Source organism: Pseudomonas sp. DSP3-2-3 (assembly GCF_049898225.1).
Lineage (GTDB): Bacteria > Pseudomonadota > Gammaproteobacteria > Pseudomonadales > Pseudomonadaceae > Aquipseudomonas.
Map to the genome: position 1 here is coordinate 37,906 of NZ_JAFCXH010000005.1, position 21,205 is coordinate 59,110.

The window sequence follows — 21,205 nt, forward strand, 5'->3', positions numbered from 1 at the left end:
CAGATGCCGGGCGTTTTTGTTAAGACCTGCTTAACGGGCGCGGTAAGTAATGCGCCCTTTGCTCAAGTCGTAGGGCGTCAGTTCAACACGCACCTTGTCGCCGGTAAGAATACGGATGTAGTTCTTGCGCATCTTGCCGGATATATGCGCGGTTACGACGTGCCCATTTTCCAACTCCACACGAAACATGGTGTTGGGCAGGGTGTCGACGACAGTGCCTTCCATTTCGAAGCTGTCTTCTTTCGACATGCAGTAAAGCCCTCGGTATCCAATGAGTGGCCCGGTGCAAGTGGCGCCAGGCAAAAGCGGCGTGCATTGTGCCCGAAAAATGATGTTTAAGCCAAGGGCTTCAGTAAAGAGTGACCCATCTCTGATTTGTCAGCAGTTCAATGGGCCGATATTGGGTCTTGTAATTCATCTTTTGGCAGTTCTTTATCCAGTACCCCAGATAGACCGCGTGGAGCTTGAGGCGCGAGGCTTCTGCTATCTGCCACAAAATAGCGTATCGCCCCAGACTGCGGCGCTCTTCGGTCGGCTCGTAGAAGGTGTAAACCGCTGAAAGGCCGTTGGGCAGCAGGTCGGTAACTGCGACTGCAACCAGGCGTTTTTCGACACGAAACTCGTAGAACCGGCAGAAGGGCAGGTCGCGAACCAAAAAAGTCGAAAACTGGTCGCGACTGGGTGGAAACATGTCGCCATCAGCGTGTCTTTGTTCGATATAGCGCTGATAAAGATCGAAATATTCTTCGGTGAAGTGCGGCTTGGTACTGCTGACCTGGATATCCGCGTTGCGTTTGAAAATGCGCTTCTGCTGGCGATTCGGTACAAACAGGTCGACGGGGATTCTGGCAGGCACGCATGCACTGCAATTCTGGCAATGAGGTCGATACAGATGATCGCCACTGCGGCGGAAGCCCATGTCCGATAGGTCGGCATAGACCTTGACGTCCATCGGCTGGCTGGGATCCAGGAACAGCGTGGTCGCCTGCTCCTCAGGCAAATAGCTGCAGGAGTGGGGTTGAGTGGCATAAAACTTAAGCCGGGCCAGCTCTGTCATGATCGCCCCCCTGATAAAAACCTTTAGTTAGAGTGTATGTCAGCCTGCTGAACTCGCCTAGGCAACCAGTCGGCGTTATTCGGCTGGTCCAGATGTCGACGCAGGTAATCGGCAAACTCCCGGCGCGGGATGGGCCGAGCGCCAAAGCTGTGCAAATGGTCGGTTGGCATCTGACAGTCGATCAATACGAACCCCCAACTGCTCAAACGCTCCACCAAAGTGGCAAAACCCACTTTCGAGGCGTTATCGGCATGGCTGAACATCGATTCCCCGAAGAACAGCTGCCCCATGGCCAGGCCATACAAGCCGCCCACCAACGTACCGTTTTCCCACACCTCAACGCTGTGGGCGTGACCGCGCTGGTGCAATTCCAGATAAGCGGTCTGCATCGGGCCGGTGATCCAGGTGCCGTCCGCATAACTGCGCGGCCCTGCGCAGGCGCGTATTACCCCGGCAAAGTCCTGATCGAAGGTCACCTGAAAGCGCGCCTGCCGGATGACCTTGCCCAGGCTGCGAGATACATGCAGCTCCTCGGGAAATATCACCGTGCGCGGATCCGGCGACCACCAGAGGATCGGCTGGCCTTCCTGAAACCACGGGAAGCAGCCATGGCGGTAAGCCTGAATCAGCCGGTCTGCGGACAGGTCGCCGCCTGCGGCGAGCAAACCGTCAGGCTCGCGCAGGGCTTTTTCCAGCGGCGGAAATACCAGGCTGTTGCGTTGCAACCAGGTCAGCATGAGGTCAAGACTGTGCGAGAGGGGAGGGCGATAAGCGCAATGCTGCAACTCTGCGTAACATGTGTGGTCATAAGCGGTCGTCCTTTTGAGGTCGGTCTCCTGACCGTATGATGGCTTTTTGGGCGATAAGTCACCCTGAATTCGTACGGCCTGTAACGTTTCGCGAAGCTGAGCAAGGTACGTCTCATAAGTCTTTGTCAGCAAAGGCAATGCGTGCTCAAATTGACCGTTCCCGGTGAGCCTTGAAGATATGCTACACCCAAGCCAGACTAGCGTGGCATCGACGGTGCAAACCCGTACAATGCCAACCGTGTTGCTTGTCTTTCGAGTTATCGTCCGGTCAGCGCCTGGCAGCGCGCCGTCTACACCCGTTTTCAGGACTGACGATCCTTATTTCGTGAATACAGTACGTTCGACGTCAACCATCAGATGTTCGCGCTCCAGCGCAGGAAAAAAAGCGTTTTGAAGAAATCCACCGCAGCACCCAGCCCCGTTCCGCTTTGGCGGCAGCAATTGCACTACCGGCTCAAGGAAGGTGCGCTGATCGCTTTCGGCGCCCTGTGCCTGTATTTGATGATGGCACTGCTGACCTACGACCAGAATGATCCCGGCTGGAGCCACACCAGCAGCGCGGTGCAAGTCCAGAACGCGGCCGGGCGTGCGGGTGCTTTCTGCGCTGACATCCTGTTCATGGTGCTGGGCTACTTTGCCTACATCTTCCCGTTGTTGCTGGCGATCAAGACCTGGCAGATCTTCCGTCATCGCCACGAACCCTGGCAGTGGAGCGGCTGGTTGTTCTCCTGGCGCCTGATCGGCCTGGTGTTCCTGGTTCTGGCCGGTGCCGCGCTGGCGCATATTCATTTCCATTTCGCGGCAGGTTTCCCCGGTTCGGCGGGCGGCGTTCTGGGTGAAATTCTGGGCGACATGGCCAAGAAAGCTTTGAACATCCAGGGCAGCACCTTGTTGTTCATTGCCTTGTTTCTGTTCGGCCTGACGGTGTTTACCGATCTGTCCTGGTTCAAGGTCATGGACGTGACCGGCAAGATCACACTGGATCTGCTGGAGCTGTTTCAGGGCGCGGCCAGCCGTTGGTGGACGGCGCGCAACGAGCGCAAGCAGATGGTCGCGCAACTGCGTGAAGCCGATAGCCGGGACTACGACAAAGTGGCGCCGGTTGCTGGTGAGCGTCGCGAGCCGGTCAAGCCCAGAGAGCGACCGGTCGAGCCGCCCCGTGAACAGGTTTTCACCAAGCCCGTGGCCGAGCGAGAAAAACACATTGCTGCGGTTATCCCGCCAGCACCTGCCAAGGCGCCCGAGCCAAGCAAGCGCGTGCAGAAGGAAAAGCAAGCGTCGTTGTTTGTCGACAGCGCGGTGGAAGGCACTTTGCCGCCGATCTCGATTCTTGATCCGGCAGAAAAGAAACAGCTCAATTACTCGCCAGAATCCCTGGCCGCAGTTGGCAATCTGCTCGAAATCAAACTCAAGGAGTTTGGCGTCGAGGTTACCGTCGATTCGATCCATCCTGGTCCGGTCATCACCCGTTATGAAATTCAACCCGCTGCGGGCGTGAAGGTCAGCCGTATTTCCAACCTCGCCAAGGACCTGGCGCGTTCCCTCGCGGTCACCAGCGTGCGGGTTGTGGAAGTCATTCCCGGCAAGACCACGGTCGGCATCGAGATCCCCAATGAAGACCGGCAGATCGTGCGCTTCTCCGAAGTGCTGGCGACTCCCGAGTATGACGATGCCAAATCCCCGGTAACCCTGGCGTTGGGACATGACATCGGCGGCAAGCCGGTGATCACCGATCTGGCGAAAATGCCGCACTTGCTGGTCGCGGGTACCACCGGTTCCGGTAAATCGGTCGGTGTGAACGCGATGATCCTGTCGATCCTGTTCAAGTCCGGCCCGGAAGACGCCAAGCTGATCATGATCGACCCGAAGATGCTTGAGCTGTCGATCTACGAAGGCATTCCGCACTTGCTCTGCCCAGTGGTAACGGACATGAAGGACGCCGCCAACGCTCTGCGCTGGAGCGTTGCCGAGATGGAGCGTCGTTACAAGCTGATGGCGAAGATGGGCGTGCGTAACCTGTCGGGCTTCAACCAGAAGGTTCGGGAAGCGCAGGAAGCCGGAACTCCACTAGTCGATCCGCTGTACAAGCGCGAAAGCATTCACGACGAAGCGCCGCTGTTGACCAAGTTGCCGACCATCGTGGTGGTGGTGGACGAATTTGCCGACATGATGATGATCGTCGGCAAAAAGGTTGAAGAGCTGATCGCACGTATTGCCCAAAAAGCCCGTGCGGCGGGGATTCACCTGATTCTCGCGACCCAGCGACCTTCGGTAGATGTGATCACCGGTCTGATCAAGGCCAACATTCCGACGCGGATGGCGTTCCAGGTGTCGAGCAAGATCGACTCACGGACCATCATCGACCAGGGCGGCGCCGAGCAATTGCTGGGTCACGGTGACATGCTTTACATGCCGCCGGGCACCAGCCTGCCAATCCGTGTCCATGGCGCCTTCGTTTCCGACGATGAGGTTCACCGTGTCGTCGAAGCGTGGAAACTGCGCGGGACGCCGGACTACAACGAAGATATTCTGGCAGGCGTTGAAGAGCCCGGCAGTGGCTTCGATGGCGGCAGCAGCGAAGGTTCCGACGACAGTGAAAGTGATGCGCTGTACGACGAAGCGGTCAAATTCGTCCTCGAAAGTCGTCGCGCTTCGATTTCTGCGGTCCAGCGCAAGCTGAAGATCGGCTACAACCGCGCTGCGCGCATGATCGAAGCCATGGAGATGGCGGGCGTCGTCACTTCCATGAACACCAACGGGTCTCGCGAAGTCATCGCGCCAGCGCCGATGCGTGACTGACAGCAAGAATTTGAACAACCTGTCCGCCGATGCACTGGATGCGTCGGCGGGATTTCACCGAACTCAATGAGGACTCCCATGCGTCTTATCCGCATGTTGTTGGTAACTGCACTGACCTTTTCCGCGATTCCGGCCCATGCCGACCCCAAGGATGTCGCGCGGCTGACCCAGTTGCTGGAAAAATCCCAGACACTTACCGCACGATTCTCCCAGCTGACCCTGGATGGCAGCGGCACTCAGTTGCAGGAAACTGCCGGTCAGATGGCCTTGCAGCGTCCTGGCCTGTTCAACTGGCACACCGATGCGCCACAGGAACAGCTGATGGTTTCCGATGGCAAGAAGGTTTCGCTGTGGGACCCCGATCTTGAACAAGTCACGATCAAGACCCTGGACCAGCGCCTGACTCAAACCCCAGCGCTGCTGCTGTCCGGCGATGTATCGAAGATCAGCGAAAGCTTTGACATTTCGTCCAAGGAAGCGGGCGGCGTTATCGACTTCGTGCTCAAGCCCAAGACCAAGGACACGCTGTTCGACAGCCTGCGCCTGTCGTTTCGCAACGGCATCATCAATGACATGCAGTTGATCGACAGCGTGGGTCAGCGCACCAATATCCTGTTCACTGGCGTGAAGGCCAATGAGCCGATCGCGGCGAGCAAATTCCAGTTCCAGATTCCGAAAGGCGCTGATGTCATTCAGGAATAAGAGGTTTTAAACGTCGCCCATGGACCTGTTTCGAAGTGACCCGATAGCTCAGCCGCTGGCCGCACGCTTGCGTGCGACCAACCTGGACGAATACGTCGGCCAGGAGCATTTGCTTGCCCACGGCAAGCCTTTGCGCGAAGCGTTGGAGCAGGGCGCGCTGCACTCGATGATCTTCTGGGGGCCGCCGGGCGTCGGCAAGACCACTTTGGCGCGGCTGCTGGCCAAGGTTTCCGACGCGCATTTCGAAACCGTTTCGGCAGTGCTCGCAGGCGTGAAAGAAATTCGCCTGGCTGTCGAAGTGGCCAAGCAGCAGGCCGGGCAATACGGTCGACGCACAATTCTGTTTGTCGACGAAGTGCATCGCTTCAACAAGTCTCAGCAGGATGCATTCCTGCCCTATGTCGAAGATGGCACGCTGATTTTCATTGGTGCCACCACGGAAAACCCTTCGTTCGAGCTTAACAACGCCTTGCTGTCCCGCGCCCGTGTCTACGTGCTCAAGAGTCTAGACGAGTCAGCGCTGCGCAAGCTGGTGCAGCGCGCGCTCACCGAAGACCGTGGGCTGGGTCAGCATCGCTTGAGCTTGAGCGATGAGGGCTTTGCGATGCTGATGGCCGCCGCCGATGGCGACGGTCGGCGCATGCTCAATCTGCTGGAGAACGCGTCTGACCTGGCTGAAGACGGTTCGGAAATCGGCCTCGACTTGCTGCAAAGTCTGCTGGGTGACAGCCGACGTCGCTTTGACAAGGGCGGTGAAGCGTTCTACGACCAGATTTCCGCGCTGCACAAATCCATTCGCGGCTCCAATCCTGACGCGGCGCTGTACTGGTTCGCGCGCATGATCGATGGCGGCTGCGATCCGCTGTATCTGGCGCGCCGGGTGGTGCGCATGGCCAGCGAAGACATCGGCAATGCTGACCCACGCGCGCTGCCGTTGTGCATGTCCGCCTGGGATGTGCAAGAACGGTTGGGCAGTCCGGAAGGCGAACTGGCGGTTGCGCAGGCGATTGTATATCTGGCCTGTGCGCCGAAAAGCAATGCGGTGTACATGGCCTTCAAGACGGCGATGCGCGAAGCGACCGAGCACGGCTCTCTCGAAGTCCCGCTGCACTTGCGCAACGCGCCGACCAAACTCATGAAGCAACTGGGTTACGGCGAAGAATACCGCTACGCCCACGACGAACCTGATGCCTACGCTGCCGGCGAAGACTACTTTCCTGACGAGCTCGAACCGCGCCAGTATTACCAGCCGGTGCCTCGCGGCCTGGAACTGAAAATCGGCGAAAAATTGCGTCATCTGGCTGCGCTGGACGCGGCGAGCCCCCGGCAGCGGAGAAAGTAGTTGTGATCAAAACGATTCTTGCGGTGTCGGTTGCCGGTATCGCTGGTACATTATTGCGCTTCGCTGCTGGCACTTGGGTCAGCGCGAACTGGCCGCGACATTTCTATACGGCGACGCTGGCGGTCAACATCGTCGGTTGCCTGATCATTGGTGTGCTTTACGGGCTGTTCCTGTTGCGTCCGGAAGTGCCGATCGAGATTCGCGCCGGCCTGATTGTCGGCTTTGTTGGTGGTCTTACGACCTTTTCATCCTTTTCACTGGATACGCTGCGCCTGCTGGAAAGCGGGCAAATGCCTCTGGCCCTGGGCTATGCAGGGATCAGCGTGTTCGGCGGGCTGCTCGCGACGTGGGTTGGCCTGTCCCTGACCAGACTTTGATAGACGAGAGAACGATATGCTCGATTCCAAACTGTTACGTACTCAACTTCAGGACGTAGCGGATCGCCTGGCTTCCCGTGGCTTTACACTGGATGTAGCCCGCATCGAAGCGCTGGAAACCCAGCGCAAGACGGTACAGACCCGCACCGAGCAATTGCAGGCCGAGCGCAATGCCCGTTCCAAATCCATTGGTCAGGCCAAGCAGCGCGGCGAAGACATTGCGCCGCTGATGGCTGATGTCGAGCGCATGGCGCAAGAGCTGAGCACCGGCAAAGTGGAACTGGACGCGATCCAGGCAGAACTGGACGCCATGCTGCTGAGCATGCCGAACCTGCCTCACGAATCCGTACCGGTTGGCAAGGACGAAGACGACAACGTCGAAGTCCGCACCTGGGGCACGCCGACTGCGTTCGATTTCGCCGTTCAGGACCACGTGGCGCTGGGCGAGAAATACGGCTGGCTCGACTTTGAAACCGCCGCCAAGCTTTCCGGTGCCCGTTTCGCCTTGCTGCGCGGACCGATCGCGCGTCTGCACCGTGCGCTCGCGCAGTTCATGATCAATCTGCACGTCTATGAGCACGGCTACGAAGAAGCCTACACGCCGTATCTGGTTCAGGCGCCAGCGTTGCAAGGCACTGGCCAGCTGCCAAAATTCGAAGAAGATCTGTTCAAGATTTCCCGCGAAGGTGAGGCGGATCTGTACCTGATCCCGACGGCGGAAGTGTCGCTGACCAATATCGTTTCCGGTGAGATTCTCGACGCCAAGCAGCTGCCATTGAAGTTCGTCGCGCATACACCGTGCTTCCGCAGTGAAGCGGGCGCTTCGGGCCGTGATACCCGCGGCATGATTCGTCAGCACCAGTTCGACAAGGTCGAAATGGTTCAGATCGTTGCGCCGGACCAGTCCCAGGCGGCGCTTGAATCGCTGACAGGCAACGCCGAACGTGTGTTGCAACTGCTTGAGCTGCCTTATCGCGTACTGGCCTTGTGCACCGGCGACATGGGTTTCAGCGCAGTGAAAACCTACGATCTGGAAGTCTGGATCCCGAGCCAGGACAAATTCCGTGAAATTTCGTCGTGCTCCAACTGCGGTGATTTCCAGGCGCGCCGCATGCAGGCCCGCTGGCGCAATCCGGAAACCGGCAAGCCGGAACTGGTTCATACTCTGAACGGTTCGGGTCTGGCAGTTGGCCGTACCCTGGTCGCGGTGCTGGAAAACTACCAGCAGGCTGACGGTTCGATTCGTGTACCTGAAGTGCTCAAGCCTTACATGGGCGGTATCGAGGTCATCGGCTAAATGGAATTTCTGCCGCTGTTCCATAACCTGCGTGGCAGCCAAGTGCTGGTCGTGGGCGGTGGCGAGATTGCCTTGCGCAAATCCCGCTTGATTGCCGACGCCGGTGCGCTGTTGCGGGTGGTTGCACCTGAAATCGAGCCGCAACTGGTGGAGTTGGTCAAGGCCAATGGCGGCCAGTTGATTCTTCGTGGCTATCGCGAAAGTGATCTCGATGGCTGCGTGCTGATCATTGCCGCCACCGATGACGAACCGCTCAATGCCCGGGTTTCCGAGGACTCCAAGCTGCGTTGCGTGCCGGTGAACGTGGTCGATGCGCCTGCCTTGTGCAGCGTGATCTTCCCGGCGATTGTTGATCGGTCGCCACTGGTGATCGCGGTCTCCAGTGGCGGTGATGCTCCGGTGCTGGCACGGCTGATTCGTGCCAGGCTGGAAACCTGGATTCCTTCGACGTATGGTCAGTTGGCCGGTCTGGCAGCGCGTTTTCGCAGTCAGGTAAAGCACCTTTATCCGGACGTCACGCAGCGTCGCGCTTTCTGGGAAGAGGTTTTCCAGGGACCGATCGCTGATCGACAACTGGCCGGGCAGGGCGCCGAAGCAGAACGTTTGCTGATGGCCAAGGTTGCGGGCGAGCCGCCACATGCGCCGGGCGAGGTGTATCTGGTTGGCGCAGGGCCGGGCGATCCGGACTTGCTGACGTTCCGCGCCTTGCGCCTCATGCAGCAAGCCGACGTGGTGCTTTACGACCGACTGGTGGCGCCTGCAATTCTGGACCTGTGCCGTCGCGATGCCGAACGTGTCTACGTCGGCAAGCAGCGCGCCGATCACGCTTTGCCTCAGGATCAGATCAACCGACAGTTGGTGGATCTGGCCAAACAGGGCAAGCGCGTATTGCGCTTGAAGGGCGGCGATCCGTTCATCTTCGGGCGTGGTGGCGAGGAAATCGAGGAGCTGGCAGCCCACGGCATTCCGTTTCAGGTGGTGCCGGGTATCACTGCCGCCAGCGGCTGTGCGGCCTACGCCGGCATCCCGCTGACCCATCGGGATCATGCACAATCAGTTCGTTTCGTGACGGGGCACCTGAAAGATGGCACCACGGATCTGCCGTGGACCGATCTTGTCTCGCCTGGCCAGACGCTGGTGTTCTACATGGGCCTGATCGGTCTGCCGATCATCTGTGAAGAGTTGATCAAGCATGGCCGCTCGGCAGATACGCCTGCAGCGCTGATCCAGCAAGGCACGACGGTTAATCAGCGAGTGTTCACCGGAACATTGGCGAATTTGCCGCAATTGGTGGCCGAGCATGAAGTTCATGCTCCGACCCTGGTGATTGTGGGCGAAGTGGTCAAGCTGCGGGAAAAACTGGCCTGGTTCGAAGGGGCTCAGGCTAGCGTTTGATCCTCTAGAGACGCACACAACAACGCCAGACTGTTCGAGGCCTCTGATTCCAGAGTCTTCAAGCAGTCCGGCGTTTTTTATTGCCCGGTTTTCTGCCAGATGTTGCGTCCGGTCAGGCGTGCCCGGTCATGGGCAACGCTCAAATCCTGCTGCGGACCTTTCGGCACAATGCCTGTCGGATTAATGGTGCTGTGACTGGCGTAGTAGTGATGCTTGATGTGCTCGAAATCGACCGTTTCAGCCACGCCCGGCCACTGATACAGCTCTAAAAGCCAGTTGCGCAGGTTCGGGTAGTCGGCGATACGACGCTCATTGCATTTGAAATGACCGTGATACACCGGGTCGAAACGCACGATTGTCGTGAACAGGCGGATGTCGGCTTCGGTCAGGTATTCGCCGGTGAGGTAACGTTTTTCGCTCAGCAGCTTTTCGAGGGCATCGAGTTCAGCGAACACATCGTCGAAGGCTTCTTCGTAGGCACTTTGCGACGTCGCAAAACCGGCACGATAAACACCGTTATTCACGGCGGGATAAATGCGGTCGTTCAGCTCATTGATCGGCTGCTGCAACGCATCGGGATACAGATCCAGGCGATTGCCGGTCAGCCCGTCGAACGCAGAGTTGAACATGCGAATGATTTCGGCCGACTCGTTGCTGACGATACGTTGCAGCTTTTTGTCCCATAACAGCGGCACTGTCACACGCCCGGTGTAGTCCGCAGTATCGGCCAGGTAACGCTGGTACAGAAAGCTATGGTTATCGAGTGGGTCGCCGCTGGAGCCTTTTTCAACGTCGAAGGTCCAGCCGTTTTCGCGCATCAACCAACTGACCACCGACACATCGATGAGGCTTTCCAGCCCTTTGAGTTTGCGATAGATCAGCGTGCGGTGAGCCCATGGACAGGCCAGCGAAACATAGAGGTGATAGCGGCCAGCTTCGGCCTTGAAGCCGCCTTCGCCGGAAGGGCCGGGCCTGCCGTCCGCAGTGATCCAGTTACGGCGCTGTGCTTGCTCACGCTGAAACGCCCCGTCTTTACTGCTTTCGTACCACTGGTCGTGCCAGCGTCCTTCTACGAGAAGGCCCATATCTGACTCCAAATTCGTTGATTACGTGCTTTGGAGGACAGTCTAGGCCGATTCGTTCGAACAAAAAGCGCAAAGGGTGGGGCGTAACGATCAGTTAAATCGATGTATCTCGATTCGCCCAAAAATGTTCCGCACGCTCGAAAGCTTCATCCCGGGGTAAGCCAAGGCCGCGTAAGGCCAGGGCGATGGTGGAAATCAGCGCGAGTTGCGGATAGCTGTCCTGCACCTCACCTTTCCACAGAGCGACGAGTTGTTGCGGATCAAGCGATGCCGGCTTCACGTGGCGACGATCCGAGAGTGCAGGCCATTCTTCGTCCCAAGGCTGGCCATCGGTGGTGCCATAAAGATGGCTGATGGTGTCAGGATTGATTTCAACCTCGCCGCCGTCACCTTTGACCACGATGGCGTGATCGCCAAGCAAGCCGCTGGCGTCGCGATGAACGCTCTGATAACCCGGATGAAAAATGCTCTGCAAACCACAACGCGCGCCCAGCGGATTGAGGATTCGTGCCAGCGAGTGAATGGGTGAGCGCAGGCCGAGCGTGTTGCGCAGGTCGATCATGCGCTGCAATTGCGGCGCCCAGTCGGCGAGCGGGATGAACGCCAGATTATGCTGTTCAAGCGCGGAACCGACTTCCTGCCAGTTTCGAGCCAGTGGAATACCCAGTAGTCCCAGTAGCTGTTCGCTATATAAACGTCCGGCGGTATGCGCGCCGCCGCCATGCATCAGCACCTTTACGCCATTTTGCGCCAGGCATTTGGCCGCCAGCAGATACCACGGCAGATGGCGCTTCTTGCCAGCATAGGTCGGCCAGTCGATATCCACGGGCAACGGTGGCGCATTCAGCCGTTCGCGTACCGCCTCGGTGAAACCCGCCAGCTCTTCTGCGCTTTCTTCCTTGTGGCGCAACAACATCAGGAAGGCACCCAGTTGCGTGTCTTCGACCTTTTCGTCGAGCACCATGCCCATGGCCTCGCGAGCTTCTTCGCGCGTCATGTTGCGGGCCCCACGCTTGCCTTTGCCAAGAATGCGCACGAAGGGCGCAAATGGGTGTTCTGCGGGAGTTTCCAGTGTTAGCGGGGCGTAGTCGGTCATATGCAATTGGTCGGCTTTGGCAGGCCCGCCAGCTTGGCGGCGAGTTTGGCAGGAGTGCCGTTGAACAGGCGATTGAGGTGCAGGCTATTGCCTTTTTCAGGGCCAAGCTTCAATGCGGTGTATTTGATGAGTGGCCGGGTCGCAGGTGATAACTGAAATTCGGCGTAGAAGTCCCGCAGCGTCTGCAGGATCTCCACGTGCTCTGGACTCAATTCGATACCTTCTTGAGTGGACAAGGCATCAGCGACCTGCAGCGACCAATCGTCGAGGTTGGCAAGAAAGCCGTCCTTGTCCAGGGCAATAGTGCGTCCGTCCACAGTCAGATGTTTCATAGCCACGTATTGACCCTGTCGTAACGGATCGAAAGCTCGACAAATTGCGCATAGTCCACCCGCTTCACCCAGCTCGGAACCGTCATGTTGCGCGCCTTGATGTCTTCTTCAAGCGCATACAGCTCAAAGGTATTGATGCGATCTTCCAGCGCTTGCAGCGGCGCAGTGGCCTGAGTCAGCGCGTAAGTGGCGTCGCCACACAGCAGCAGCGCATCTTTACTGCCAAGCAGGCGCAGACAGCTGGTCAAGCGGCTGTCGGCGAACGGGGAATGAGATAACACATGCAAGGTTGCCATCAGATTGTAATCACGTGGTCGTAGCGGTCGATGAGTTCGGAAATATCCTGCTCCTGGGGAAGCTGGCGGATAGCAATGTTCAAATTGCCGGGAAACATCCCACGCTCCGCAAGGCTTTTGCCACAGGCAAAAATATCTTCGATGCCAAACATCTCCAGCGCCTTGAGATTCGCCGTGAGGTCTTTCTGCTGCACGGCTGCGGCGTCTTGTGTTTGAAGCAATTGAAGAACGCCGTCATCCATGAACAGCAGCCCGTTCGGCAAATCGTAAGCGCCGCCTGCCAGCACGATATCCAGTGCTTCACGAGCGCTCAATCCAGACCAGGGTGCCTGACGGCTGACCACCAGCAATGACTTGGCCATCTCAAGGCCCTCCGAAACAGATAAGGCGATCGGCTGACTGCGCGGCGTCGTGTAGCTGCCCCAGTCCGGAAAGCTCCCAAGGTGCTGAAAGATTGGCCGCTGGACGCTGATAGCGTTGCGCTTCTTCTTCGTTCAGTACTCCACGACGCAAAGCCGCGGCGATACAAACGACACCATCAAGCTGATTCTCGCTGACGAATTCGCGCCATTGCGCAGCGATGTCCTGTTCGTCCTGAGGCGAGACGATGTTGGCCGAAGCGCTGTAGACGCCATCCTGGTAAAAAAACAGTCGCACGATTTCATGTCCACCCGCCAGCGCAGCCTGGGCAAACAAAAGTGCCCGGCGAGAAGAGGGCGCGTGTGCGGCGGAAAAAAGGGCAATGGCGAACTTCATGGGATGCTCGTTCAGAGAAACTCCGGCAATGATAAAGAATTCGCAGGCGCTGGACAGCAAAAAGCCCGCAATGCGGGCTTTTTGTTGACGCTTGGCTATCTATCAGTCGTCGCGGCTCATGATGCCGAAGATTTGCAGCAGGCTGATGAACAGGTTGTAGATCGATACATACAGGCTGACAGTCGCCATGATGTAGTTGCGCTCGCCACCGTGGATGATCGCGCTGGTCTGAAACAGGATGCAGACGGAAGAGAACAGCACAAAACCCGCGCTGATCGCCAGTTGCAGTCCGCTGATCTGGAAGAAGAAGCTTGCTAGCGTCGCGCCCAGCAGGACGAAGAAACCGGCAGTGATGAAGCCACCAAGGAAACTCATGTCCTTGCGGGAGATCAGCACGTACGCCGACAAGCCGCCAAATACCAGAGCCGTCATGGCAAACGCCGAGCTGACAATTTCAGCACCGCCAGCCATGCCCAGATAACGATTGAGGATCGGGCCCAGCAGGAAACCCATGAAACCGGTCAAGGCGAAGGTCGAAACCAGGCCCCATGCCGAATCACGCAGCTTGTTGGTGAGGAAGAACAGGCCGTAGAAGCCAATCAGCACCACAAAAATGTTGGGATAACCCACACGCATCTGCTGGGCGACAAAAGCCATGACGCCACTGAATGCAAGGGTTAGGGCCAGAAGACCGTATGTGTTGCGCAGGACGCGGCTAACCTCTAGCTGATCGGCCTGCACGCCGTTGTTAACTGCGTAATCCTGTTCGCGCATGGCGAAACTCCTAGTGGTTGAAATGTTGAGTTGCAAAGATCATAACAGAGAGCCCGCAAACGGCTACCCAGAGAGTTTGACAGCGTGTTTCATTCGGGTATTATGGCGCCCGCAATGCAAGTGGAGATATGGCCGAGTGGTTTAAGGCAGCAGTCTTGAAAACTGCCGACTGTAACAGGTCCTAGAGTTCGAATCTCTATGTCTCCGCCACTTTTGAAACGCTAAAGCCCTGAAAATTCAGGGCTTTTTCGTATCTGGGGTTTGGGAAAACACCTCGGGGGAATCACGATCGTTTTCCGCATCTTTTGAATCGTTTCCGCAACTCTGGTGTAAGTTCGCGCCAGATTTGGCACCACTTTGCAGGATGTTTGGCACCACCCCCGCCCTGAATTCGTCCGATTTTTTGCACTTTGTCTGGCGCCAGCAAGTGCCTACGCGTGCCTGGTGCTCATTGCGCCGCGATCAGCCTCCGCCCAATCCACTCCGCGACTTGCGTGACAACGGCGTTTCCGACAGCGAAAGCCTCCGCAAGGTTGGCCGCATCCAGTCCGAGGCAAAGCCCATCATCTTCAGACGCTCGCTGCCGCTTAACCATCTGATCCCATCCGAGCGGGTGAGCGACGAAAGTTGTGCAGCCTACAGCGATCTGTGACCCTGAGTTGTTTGCCAACAGAGTATTGGCAGCCCATGCATCTGCGGGCTGTGGCCACTGGATCGCGCCAGACGCTGGAGGTATTGCGTCCACTGGCGCGGCGTCAGCCAGCAGCTCCATGGGGGGCAGGAATATGCGGCGACGCTGCTGGGGGACTCCGAAATATTGAGCATTAAGCACTCGCCAAAATTCGATTCTAAGGACGCGTTGGTTTGTGTCAGCCTTGAACAGGCGATAGCGCGCTTGATCTCGTTGCTCGATCCATTGAGGCGCTGCCAAAAACAGATTCTATCCGCGCACCTTGAATACGCTGCTGAGCACGAACGAATAACGCTCCGGCCTGATGTAAAAGGTTGTCCGGTCGCAGCAGCGGCCATCGGCAAACCAGGATGTGCGTTCCATCACCAGCAAGGCTGCGCCGCGTTTGATGCTCAAGGCTGTTGCCAATCCTTTGTCGGCCTGCTGAGCACGTATGGCCATATCGGCACGGCTGACTGCGCAGCCGGTCGTTTGCTCCAGCACCGAATAGATCGGCTGTTGTTCGACGTCTTTCCACACCACGCTTGCCAGCTCAGCAGGAAGGTGGCTGCGGCCCAGGGCGATGGCTTCGTCTTTTACGAAATGCAGGCGTTCGACGCAGAGCGATTGGGCCGCATCCGGGAAGAGGCTGCGCAGGGCTTCCGGCGTGGTCACCAGTTGATGAGCGATCACCTGCATCGTCGGTTCAAGACCCTGGAGCAACAATGCCTCATGAAAACTGCGCAATGCATCCAGCCCATGGCGCAATTGTTTGGCCGCAACGAAGGTGCCTTTGCCTTGTTTGCGTTCAACCACGCCCTCGTCGCTGAGCTTGCCGATCGCCAGGCGCACGGTCACTCGACTGACTGCAAAGCGCTGACCCAATTCGGCCTCCGAAGGCAGCTTGCCTGACGGTTCAAAGTCACCTCGTTGAATTTCATCCAGCAATTGTTGGGCAATCTGCTGGTAGAGCGAGGTGGTGCTGTCGCGAAGGATGGTCACTGTTCTATTCCGTGAGCGCTGCAGGCCGCCTCAAACGGCACCTTCTGCACTTGCTTATAAGGTTATGACAAGATGATATTACTTCAGCTTGTATTAATACGTATTATGTCAGGACCTCCATTGTAAACGACCTGATCGCACTTGCCATGTCTTCTCTCCCGTTAAAGCCTCACCCGCCTGTCGATGCGCTGAGCGTTGATGCCGTCAGCTTCAGTTACCCCAACGGCCATGAGGTGTTCGACCAGTTCAGTCTGAGCGCTTGCGCCGGGGAATTCGTCGCGATTCTCGGGCCTTCGGGGTGCGGCAAAACCACGCTGCTCAACCTGTTGTCGGGATTTCAGCAGCCCAGTCAGGGGCAAGTGCACATCAACGGCGAGGCGATACGTCCTGAGCGTGCCGAGCTGGGTTATGTCTTCCAGTCCCCGCAGCTTTTTCCCTGGCTCAGTGCGCTGGAAAATGTTCGATTCGGTTTACGTATGGCCGGGCAGGGCAGTGCCGCCGGGCAGCGCGAGAAAGCCCTTTGCTACTTGCGTCTGGTCGGGCTTGAGCACGCCGCGCAACGGTTGCCGCAACAACTGTCCGGCGGTATGCAGCAGCGAGTTTCGTTGGCCAGAACCCTGGCGCTTGAGCCCAGCGTCTTGCTGATGGACGAGCCCTTCGCGGCGCTGGATGCGATCAGTCGCAACAGCATGAATGAAGAAACCCTGCGCATTTGGGCGCAGTTGGGCCAGACCGTATTGTTCATTACTCACGACATTGATGAGGCGGTTTTTCTTGCTGATCGTGTGGTGGTGTTGAACATCGCTCCGGACGGCATTCACAGTGAATTACGCATCGACCTGCCACGCCCGCGCAGTAATTTGCAAACACGCCGTTTGCCCGCGTTTCTCGACTATCGCAATGAACTCATGGCGCGGATTTCCCAAGTTATGGCGCACGCGCCTGGCGCCATTCAAACCTCTCCCTCTCCCGAGTTGACCGCATGATCAAACGCACGCTCCTGGCCGCTTCCCTGTCTGCTTTCACGCTGGCTGGCAACGTTTCGGCAGCCGACAAACCCCTGCGTATCGGCTATGTCTTTGCCATGGCCAATGCGCCGGCGTTGATTGCTGACAAAGAAGGTTTCTACAAGCAGGAAGGACTGGACGTTGACCTCAAGGCGCTGGGCGATGGCCCTGTGATTCAGCAGGCATTGGCCGCAGGTGAACTGGACGTGGCTTACGTGGGCACTCCACCGGTATACCAGTGGTACTCGCGGGGGCTGAAAAGCACCATTCTCGCCAAGGTCAACTATGGACAGGCGGCGGTCATCGTTGACAACAAGAGTCCGATCCATGACCTGGCTGGCCTCAAGGGCAAGAAACTTTCTGGGGTCAAGAAAGGCAGCGGCATGGATGTGCTGTTACGCGGCTATGTGCTCAAGGAAAACGCCGGGCTCAATCCGGACAGTGATGTCGATATCATCGACATGCCGCCAGGCAACATGAATGCAGCACTGGAGCGGGGCATCGTCGATGCGGCGTTCACCTGGGAACCCTTTGTCAGCCAGGCGCTGTTGCGTGGCAACAGCCGAGTGTTGTTCGACGTCAATCAGGCGCTGCCGCAATACCCTTGGTACGTGGTCATCGCATTACCCAAGACCTTGCAGGATCGGCCGGATGATGTGGTCAAGCTGCTTCGGGCCCACCGCAAGGCCGTGGATTTTCTCAATCAGCACCCTGAAGAGTCCAACCGGATCATCGCCGAGGCTTTCAAGCTGGAGGCTGTGAAGGGCGCCGACGGCGAAACCATCAGTGCGGAACAGATTGTTGCTCAGGCGCGCACTCGCCTGGGGTGGTCAGCGGACTTGCAGACCAGCGATATCCAGTTCATCCAGCGGCTGATGAATTACTCGACGCAACTGGGCTTCATGAACACCCACCTGGATACCAAGGATCTGGTGGACACTTCTTACCTGGATAAAGCCTCGCGGTGAGCCTCTCTCTGATGTCGATAGCAAAGCCGAATTGGGGCTGGGCCTCGCTACCATTTTTGCTCGTGGTCTGGATTGTCCTGGCTTCGCGCTTCCCCAGCTACGTGCTGCCGCAACCCTGGGTTGTCGCCCAGGAGGCGCTCCGCTGGATCTATGACGGATCGCTGTGGAAACAATTTCGCGCCAGCATGCTGGAGGAGCTGGCCGGATTTTTCTCTGCGGTGCTGGTTGCCGTGCTGCTGGGTACTGCCGGAGGGTTGTCGCGACACTTTCGCGACTTCATCGCTCCGCTCAACAGCCTGTTCATGGCGATTCCGCCCATCGCCTGGGCACCCCTGATACTGATCATCTTCGGCCTGGGTTTTTTCTCCATTGTCCTGGTGATATTCATCGCCGCCGTGTTTCCCATGGCGGTCACGATCCAGGAGGGTGTGCAGAGCATTCGAGGTGGTGAAGTACGAGCGGCGCGCACCCTGGGCGCGAATACCCGGCAATTACTGGCTCATGTTTATCTGCCGGCTTCGCTGCCATTCCTGACTGCCGCACTCCGTATTGGCTTCAGCCAGGGCTGGCGTGCGTTGGTCGCAGCAGAAATGATCGGCGCGTCTCAGGGCATTGGCTGGATGGTGTCGATGGGCGGACAAATCGGCAACAGCAGTCAGGTATTGCTGGGCATCGCCTTGATCGGCTTGCTGGCCTGGCTGATGGAAAGCCTGGTGTTTCGTCGTATCGAGCGCCATTACCAGGCCTGGCGCGCTCACTGATACCTGTTTAAACCCACTTTCACTCGATCCTGCACGAGGTGCATTTTGACGACATCCTTCGATCCACGCGATGCTGGCGAATATACCGCCCCTGTTGGCCTCTATGAACGCAACAAGGCCCGCCCGTTTCTGGGTGGTATCAGCGGCGACCGGCAGACACTGGTAGCCGGGCAATGGGACGAGATCACCCTGACTTACGAAGTGGGCGCCAGCGGCCTGGCTGACGGTGCCTGGTTGAAGCTGGCGTTCAAGTTCTATTCGGACTGGGCGCTGTTTCAGACCTCCAACCCCTCGGGCGCCAACTACGTCAGCGCCGAATATCAGGCGGGTGAACTGGCCCCGGGGCAAAGTCAGGCGACCGTGCAGCATTTGAAAGTGCGTTTCGATCAGAAGGGGCATGAACGGCCGTTCCAAAAGGCGATCATCATCGACATTATCGACGGTTATCTGAACCCGGGTGATCGGATTGTGATTCGCCTCGGTGATCGTCGGCAGGGTGGGGCGGGTACTCGCGTGCAGAGCTTTGTCGAGAAAGACTTCCGGCTGCGGCTGTTCATTGATCCGCTGGGCAGCTCGAAATTCGCTGAAGTCCCGGGAGATCTGTTGTGGAACATCGTGCCTGGTGCGGCCAGTCAGTTGCAGGTTATTGCGCCACGTCTGGTCAGTGCCGAGGAAGCCTTCGATGTCTTGCTGCGGGTCGACGATGCGTGGGGCAATACCTGCCGTCAGTTGCCGCTGCAAGGCAACCTGCAACTGACCGGACCGGACGGGACAGAGCGCGACATAGCTTTCACTCTTGCCAGCGAGGGCTGGGCAGTGGTGCGTTTGCCTGCATTGCGCCTTGGTGAAACCGGCGAGTGGAAGTTGCGTGCCAGCGTTACCAACTCCAGCGCCCGACCTGCAAATGCGTTCATCAATGTCGACCCGGAAGGTGCGGGGCTACGGCCGTTATATGCCGACTTGCATGTGCATTCCGACGACACCGTGGGCACTAATGACACGCTCTACAACCTCAGTTACGGACGTGATGTCGCCGGGTTGGATGTGCTCGGTTACACCGCCAATGATTTCAACATCACTGAGCAGCGCTGGGATCAAGCGGTCAAGCTCATTCACCAATTGAACGAGCCGGGACGGTTCGTCTGCTATCCGGGTACCGAGTGGTGCGGTAACTCCTGCGCTGGCGGCGACCGCAACGTGGTATTTCTGCATGATCGCAAACCCGAGTTCCCGTTCGATAACCAAGGCCGTCTGGTTCGTTCTTTCGAGTGGAATGAATTTACTGCCGGCACTATCAAACCAGGTGCCTGGCCGGTGGATGAACTCTACGCAGCCTATGCCAAGGACCCTGAAGGCCACTTGATGATGCCGCACGTGGGCGGTCGGCGTTGCAATCTGGACTGGCACCATCCGGCACTCGAGCGGCTGATTGAAGTGGGCTCGGCATGGGGCCAGTTTCACTGGGTGTATGCCGAAGCGTTGCAGCGTGGCTATCGGGTCGGTGCGGCCGCCAACAGTGACGAGCATCAGGGGCGCTGCGGCGGTGGCGTGCCTGCTACTGCTGTATTCGGCTCCCGGGGCGGTCTGACTGGGGTGTTGTCCTCAGGCTTTGACCGCAAAAGCGTTGGTCAGGCTTTGCGAGCCCGTCGCACCTTTGCCACCACTGGCGAGCGCTCATTTGCGAGTCTGAGTTCGGGAGCGCATCTGATGGGGGAGGTCTTCACCGCTTCGGACAATGCCAGCCTTGATTATCGTTTGCTGGGTGAAAGCGGTTGGGAGCAGATCGATCTGTTCGATGGCGAGCAACTGATCTGGTCGCGCAACCTGCATGAAGAACTGGGCTTGAGCAGCCAGCGTATTCGCCTGCGCTTGGGCGGCGCACGCATCAAGGACCGTTATCGCGGAGCCTATTGGACTGGGGAAATTCGGGTGACGGGTGCCGTGATCAAGCATTTCGACGCCTGTGGGCTGGATCACCCCGAGCAAACCGTATGGCGCCAGGACTCGACCAGTCTCGCATTCCGCACCGATACCAACGGCGATACCGACAGCATCGAAATCGAGTTGTCGCAGTTGGCAGGCGCACGTCTGGAAGTCCGCAGCCGCATCGACAACTACGTCAAGGTGGGTGATCCAGCCTCGCCGGAAGCTTTCGTGCATGCGCCTGACGTTGAGCTGGTACTAAGCGGCGACGAGTTGTTGAACAAGGGACAGCATGTTGTGGAATTGCCCGGTGCGGAGCTGAAACTGTCGCTGGAGCGCATGACTGCCCAAGCGTTACCGCGTGAAGTTCAAGGGCGGCTGGCGATCAAGGATTTGCAGTTGCAGGCGGGACGCGAGCACCCGTTGTTTATCTGCGCCCGCCAGCGTGACCAGTCAAGGGTCTGGACATCGGCGTTGTTTCTGACGCGGCCCCACGAGTCGTAAGCGCTCCGCGGGAAGGCCTCCGGTTTGTGCCGCGACCTGCACCGGACACGTCGCCACCGGGGTGCATGAAGGCACCTACCAGGTACAGGTTGTCTAGCCCAGGTACGCTCAGGCGGTCGAGGTCGAGGTCGAGGTCGGGAGTGGGGCGGTGGGCGAAGTTCTGATAGAAGTAGCGAGCAACGCCGTGCACTTCACCCTTGACCATGGAGTTGGGCGAGTTGCGTTCCAGGTCCAGCGATGAGCAAGGCGTCCT

21 protein-coding genes and 1 tRNA gene are annotated in these 21,205 nt (G+C 58.1%); 11 read left to right on the top strand and 11 right to left on the bottom strand.

Features of this window, described 5'->3' with window-relative positions; all coding sequences use genetic code 11:
- Positions 1-30: 30 nt before the first annotated feature.
- The 3 genes from infA to aat form a co-directional block, all read right to left on the bottom strand.
- Positions 31-249 carry a translation initiation factor IF-1 gene (gene infA, locus ACP7E4_RS07505; RefSeq protein WP_002553999.1) on the bottom strand — a complete coding sequence of 73 codons (219 nt, stop codon included), beginning with the start codon at positions 247-249 and terminating at the stop codon, positions 31-33.
- Between the two features lie 100 nt (positions 250-349).
- On the bottom strand, positions 350-1,057 hold the full coding sequence (locus tag ACP7E4_RS07510) for an arginyltransferase (protein ID WP_065833781.1): 708 nt from the start codon (positions 1,055-1,057) through the stop codon (positions 350-352).
- Between the two features lie 23 nt (positions 1,058-1,080).
- Positions 1,081-1,794 carry a leucyl/phenylalanyl-tRNA--protein transferase gene (gene aat, locus ACP7E4_RS07515; RefSeq protein ID WP_426115273.1) on the bottom strand — a complete coding sequence of 238 codons (714 nt, stop codon included), beginning with the start codon at positions 1,792-1,794 and terminating at the stop codon, positions 1,081-1,083.
- 429 nt (positions 1,795-2,223) lie between these two features.
- Here aat and ACP7E4_RS07520 point away from each other — a divergent pair, with 429 nt between their 5' ends.
- The 6 genes from ACP7E4_RS07520 to cysG all read left to right on the top strand — a co-directional run bounded on the left by ACP7E4_RS07520 (position 2,224) and on the right by cysG (position 9,778).
- Positions 2,224-4,665 (top strand): DNA translocase FtsK, encoded by a 2,442-nt coding sequence (locus ACP7E4_RS07520; RefSeq protein ID WP_426115271.1) that lies wholly within the window; start codon positions 2,224-2,226, stop codon positions 4,663-4,665.
- Between the two features lie 78 nt (positions 4,666-4,743).
- Positions 4,744-5,367: an outer membrane lipoprotein chaperone LolA gene (lolA, locus tag ACP7E4_RS07525; RefSeq protein ID WP_426115269.1), complete on the top strand. Its 624-nt coding sequence runs from the start codon at positions 4,744-4,746 to the stop codon at positions 5,365-5,367.
- 19 nt (positions 5,368-5,386) lie between these two features.
- Positions 5,387-6,709: a replication-associated recombination protein A gene (locus tag ACP7E4_RS07530; RefSeq protein WP_020290223.1), complete on the top strand. Its 1,323-nt coding sequence runs from the start codon at positions 5,387-5,389 to the stop codon at positions 6,707-6,709.
- A gap of 2 nt (positions 6,710-6,711) precedes the next feature.
- Positions 6,712-7,086, top strand: coding sequence for a fluoride efflux transporter CrcB (gene crcB, locus ACP7E4_RS07535; protein WP_426115267.1), 375 nt, complete (start codon positions 6,712-6,714; stop codon positions 7,084-7,086).
- A gap of 16 nt (positions 7,087-7,102) precedes the next feature.
- On the top strand, positions 7,103-8,383 hold the full coding sequence (gene serS, locus ACP7E4_RS07540) for a serine--tRNA ligase (protein ID WP_426115265.1): 1,281 nt from the start codon (positions 7,103-7,105) through the stop codon (positions 8,381-8,383).
- Positions 8,384-9,778 (top strand): siroheme synthase CysG, encoded by a 1,395-nt coding sequence (cysG, locus tag ACP7E4_RS07545; RefSeq protein ID WP_426115263.1) that lies wholly within the window; start codon positions 8,384-8,386, stop codon positions 9,776-9,778.
- A gap of 77 nt (positions 9,779-9,855) precedes the next feature.
- Here cysG and ACP7E4_RS07550 read toward each other — a convergent pair whose 3' ends face one another.
- The 7 genes from ACP7E4_RS07550 to ACP7E4_RS07580 all read right to left on the bottom strand — a co-directional run bounded on the left by ACP7E4_RS07550 (position 9,856) and on the right by ACP7E4_RS07580 (position 14,117).
- Positions 9,856-10,863 carry a glutathione S-transferase family protein gene (locus ACP7E4_RS07550; protein WP_426115260.1) on the bottom strand — a complete coding sequence of 336 codons (1,008 nt, stop codon included), beginning with the start codon at positions 10,861-10,863 and terminating at the stop codon, positions 9,856-9,858.
- A gap of 94 nt (positions 10,864-10,957) precedes the next feature.
- Complete coding sequence (locus tag ACP7E4_RS07555) at positions 10,958-11,959, bottom strand: glycosyl transferase family protein (RefSeq protein WP_426115258.1); 1,002 nt, start codon at positions 11,957-11,959, stop codon at positions 10,958-10,960.
- Positions 11,956-12,291 carry a TusE/DsrC/DsvC family sulfur relay protein gene (locus ACP7E4_RS07560; protein ID WP_426115256.1) on the bottom strand — a complete coding sequence of 112 codons (336 nt, stop codon included), beginning with the start codon at positions 12,289-12,291 and terminating at the stop codon, positions 11,956-11,958. The genes ACP7E4_RS07555 and ACP7E4_RS07560 overlap by 4 nt, the downstream gene beginning before the upstream one ends.
- Positions 12,288-12,587 carry a sulfurtransferase complex subunit TusB gene (tusB, locus tag ACP7E4_RS07565; protein ID WP_426115254.1) on the bottom strand — a complete coding sequence of 100 codons (300 nt, stop codon included), beginning with the start codon at positions 12,585-12,587 and terminating at the stop codon, positions 12,288-12,290. Before tusB ends, ACP7E4_RS07560 begins: the two co-directional genes overlap by 4 nt.
- Complete coding sequence (gene tusC / locus ACP7E4_RS07570) at positions 12,587-12,949, bottom strand: sulfurtransferase complex subunit TusC (RefSeq protein ID WP_426115252.1); 363 nt, start codon at positions 12,947-12,949, stop codon at positions 12,587-12,589. The genes tusB and tusC overlap by 1 nt, the downstream gene beginning before the upstream one ends.
- Position 12,950: 1 nt before the next feature.
- Positions 12,951-13,343, bottom strand: coding sequence for a sulfurtransferase complex subunit TusD (gene tusD, locus ACP7E4_RS07575; protein ID WP_426115250.1), 393 nt, complete (start codon positions 13,341-13,343; stop codon positions 12,951-12,953).
- Between the two features lie 102 nt (positions 13,344-13,445).
- Positions 13,446-14,117, bottom strand: coding sequence for a Bax inhibitor-1/YccA family protein (locus tag ACP7E4_RS07580; RefSeq protein ID WP_020290233.1), 672 nt, complete (start codon positions 14,115-14,117; stop codon positions 13,446-13,448).
- 122 nt (positions 14,118-14,239) lie between these two features.
- Here ACP7E4_RS07580 and ACP7E4_RS07585 point away from each other — a divergent pair.
- Positions 14,240-14,327, top strand: a tRNA-Ser gene (locus ACP7E4_RS07585).
- A 730-nt stretch (positions 14,328-15,057) separates the two neighbouring features.
- Here ACP7E4_RS07585 and ACP7E4_RS07590 read toward each other — a convergent pair.
- Positions 15,058-15,789 carry a GntR family transcriptional regulator gene (locus ACP7E4_RS07590; RefSeq protein ID WP_426115248.1) on the bottom strand — a complete coding sequence of 244 codons (732 nt, stop codon included), beginning with the start codon at positions 15,787-15,789 and terminating at the stop codon, positions 15,058-15,060.
- A gap of 146 nt (positions 15,790-15,935) precedes the next feature.
- Between ACP7E4_RS07590 and ACP7E4_RS07595 the strand changes: the two genes are divergently transcribed.
- Genes ACP7E4_RS07595 through ACP7E4_RS07610 form a run of 4 tightly spaced genes read left to right on the top strand, consistent with a single transcriptional unit; the run spans position 15,936 to position 20,952 of the window.
- Positions 15,936-16,775: an ABC transporter ATP-binding protein gene (locus ACP7E4_RS07595; RefSeq protein ID WP_426115246.1), complete on the top strand. Its 840-nt coding sequence runs from the start codon at positions 15,936-15,938 to the stop codon at positions 16,773-16,775.
- Entirely contained in the window at positions 16,772-17,764 is a 993-nt protein-coding gene (locus tag ACP7E4_RS07600; protein WP_426115244.1) for an ABC transporter substrate-binding protein, read from the top strand. The genes ACP7E4_RS07595 and ACP7E4_RS07600 overlap by 4 nt, the downstream gene beginning before the upstream one ends.
- Before the next feature lie 11 nt (positions 17,765-17,775).
- A complete protein-coding gene (locus ACP7E4_RS07605; RefSeq protein ID WP_426115242.1) occupies positions 17,776-18,525 on the top strand; it encodes an ABC transporter permease in 750 nt (249 codons plus the stop codon).
- A 45-nt stretch (positions 18,526-18,570) separates the two neighbouring features.
- Positions 18,571-20,952: a hypothetical protein gene (locus ACP7E4_RS07610; RefSeq protein ID WP_426115240.1), complete on the top strand. Its 2,382-nt coding sequence runs from the start codon at positions 18,571-18,573 to the stop codon at positions 20,950-20,952.
- The last annotated feature ends 253 nt before the right edge of the window (positions 20,953-21,205 follow it).

What these genes read in the sequence shown, in the direction of transcription:
- infA (WP_002553999.1), bottom strand. Translation starts at nt 249, where the DNA reads ATGTCGAAAGAAGACAGCTTCGAAATGGAAGGCACTGTCGTCGACACC.
- ACP7E4_RS07510 (WP_065833781.1), bottom strand. Translation starts at nt 1,057, where the DNA reads ATGACAGAGCTGGCCCGGCTTAAGTTTTATGCCACTCAACCCCACTCC.
- aat (WP_426115273.1), bottom strand. Translation starts at nt 1,794, where the DNA reads ATGCTGACCTGGTTGCAACGCAACAGCCTGGTATTTCCGCCGCTGGAA.
- ACP7E4_RS07520 (WP_426115271.1), top strand. Translation starts at nt 2,224, where the DNA reads ATGTTCGCGCTCCAGCGCAGGAAAAAAAGCGTTTTGAAGAAATCCACC.
- lolA (WP_426115269.1), top strand. Translation starts at nt 4,744, where the DNA reads ATGCGTCTTATCCGCATGTTGTTGGTAACTGCACTGACCTTTTCCGCG.
- ACP7E4_RS07530 (WP_020290223.1), top strand. Translation starts at nt 5,387, where the DNA reads ATGGACCTGTTTCGAAGTGACCCGATAGCTCAGCCGCTGGCCGCACGC.
- serS (WP_426115265.1), top strand. Translation starts at nt 7,103, where the DNA reads ATGCTCGATTCCAAACTGTTACGTACTCAACTTCAGGACGTAGCGGAT.
- cysG (WP_426115263.1), top strand. Translation starts at nt 8,384, where the DNA reads ATGGAATTTCTGCCGCTGTTCCATAACCTGCGTGGCAGCCAAGTGCTG.
- ACP7E4_RS07550 (WP_426115260.1), bottom strand. Translation starts at nt 10,863, where the DNA reads ATGGGCCTTCTCGTAGAAGGACGCTGGCACGACCAGTGGTACGAAAGC.
- ACP7E4_RS07555 (WP_426115258.1), bottom strand. Translation starts at nt 11,959, where the DNA reads ATGACCGACTACGCCCCGCTAACACTGGAAACTCCCGCAGAACACCCA.
- ACP7E4_RS07560 (WP_426115256.1), bottom strand. Translation starts at nt 12,291, where the DNA reads ATGAAACATCTGACTGTGGACGGACGCACTATTGCCCTGGACAAGGAC.
- tusB (WP_426115254.1), bottom strand. Translation starts at nt 12,587, where the DNA reads ATGGCAACCTTGCATGTGTTATCTCATTCCCCGTTCGCCGACAGCCGC.
- tusC (WP_426115252.1), bottom strand. Translation starts at nt 12,949, where the DNA reads ATGGCCAAGTCATTGCTGGTGGTCAGCCGTCAGGCACCCTGGTCTGGA.
- tusD (WP_426115250.1), bottom strand. Translation starts at nt 13,343, where the DNA reads ATGAAGTTCGCCATTGCCCTTTTTTCCGCCGCACACGCGCCCTCTTCT.
- ACP7E4_RS07580 (WP_020290233.1), bottom strand. Translation starts at nt 14,117, where the DNA reads ATGCGCGAACAGGATTACGCAGTTAACAACGGCGTGCAGGCCGATCAG.
- ACP7E4_RS07595 (WP_426115246.1), top strand. Translation starts at nt 15,936, where the DNA reads ATGTCTTCTCTCCCGTTAAAGCCTCACCCGCCTGTCGATGCGCTGAGC.
- ACP7E4_RS07600 (WP_426115244.1), top strand. Translation starts at nt 16,772, where the DNA reads ATGATCAAACGCACGCTCCTGGCCGCTTCCCTGTCTGCTTTCACGCTG.
- ACP7E4_RS07605 (WP_426115242.1), top strand. Translation starts at nt 17,776, where the DNA reads ATGTCGATAGCAAAGCCGAATTGGGGCTGGGCCTCGCTACCATTTTTG.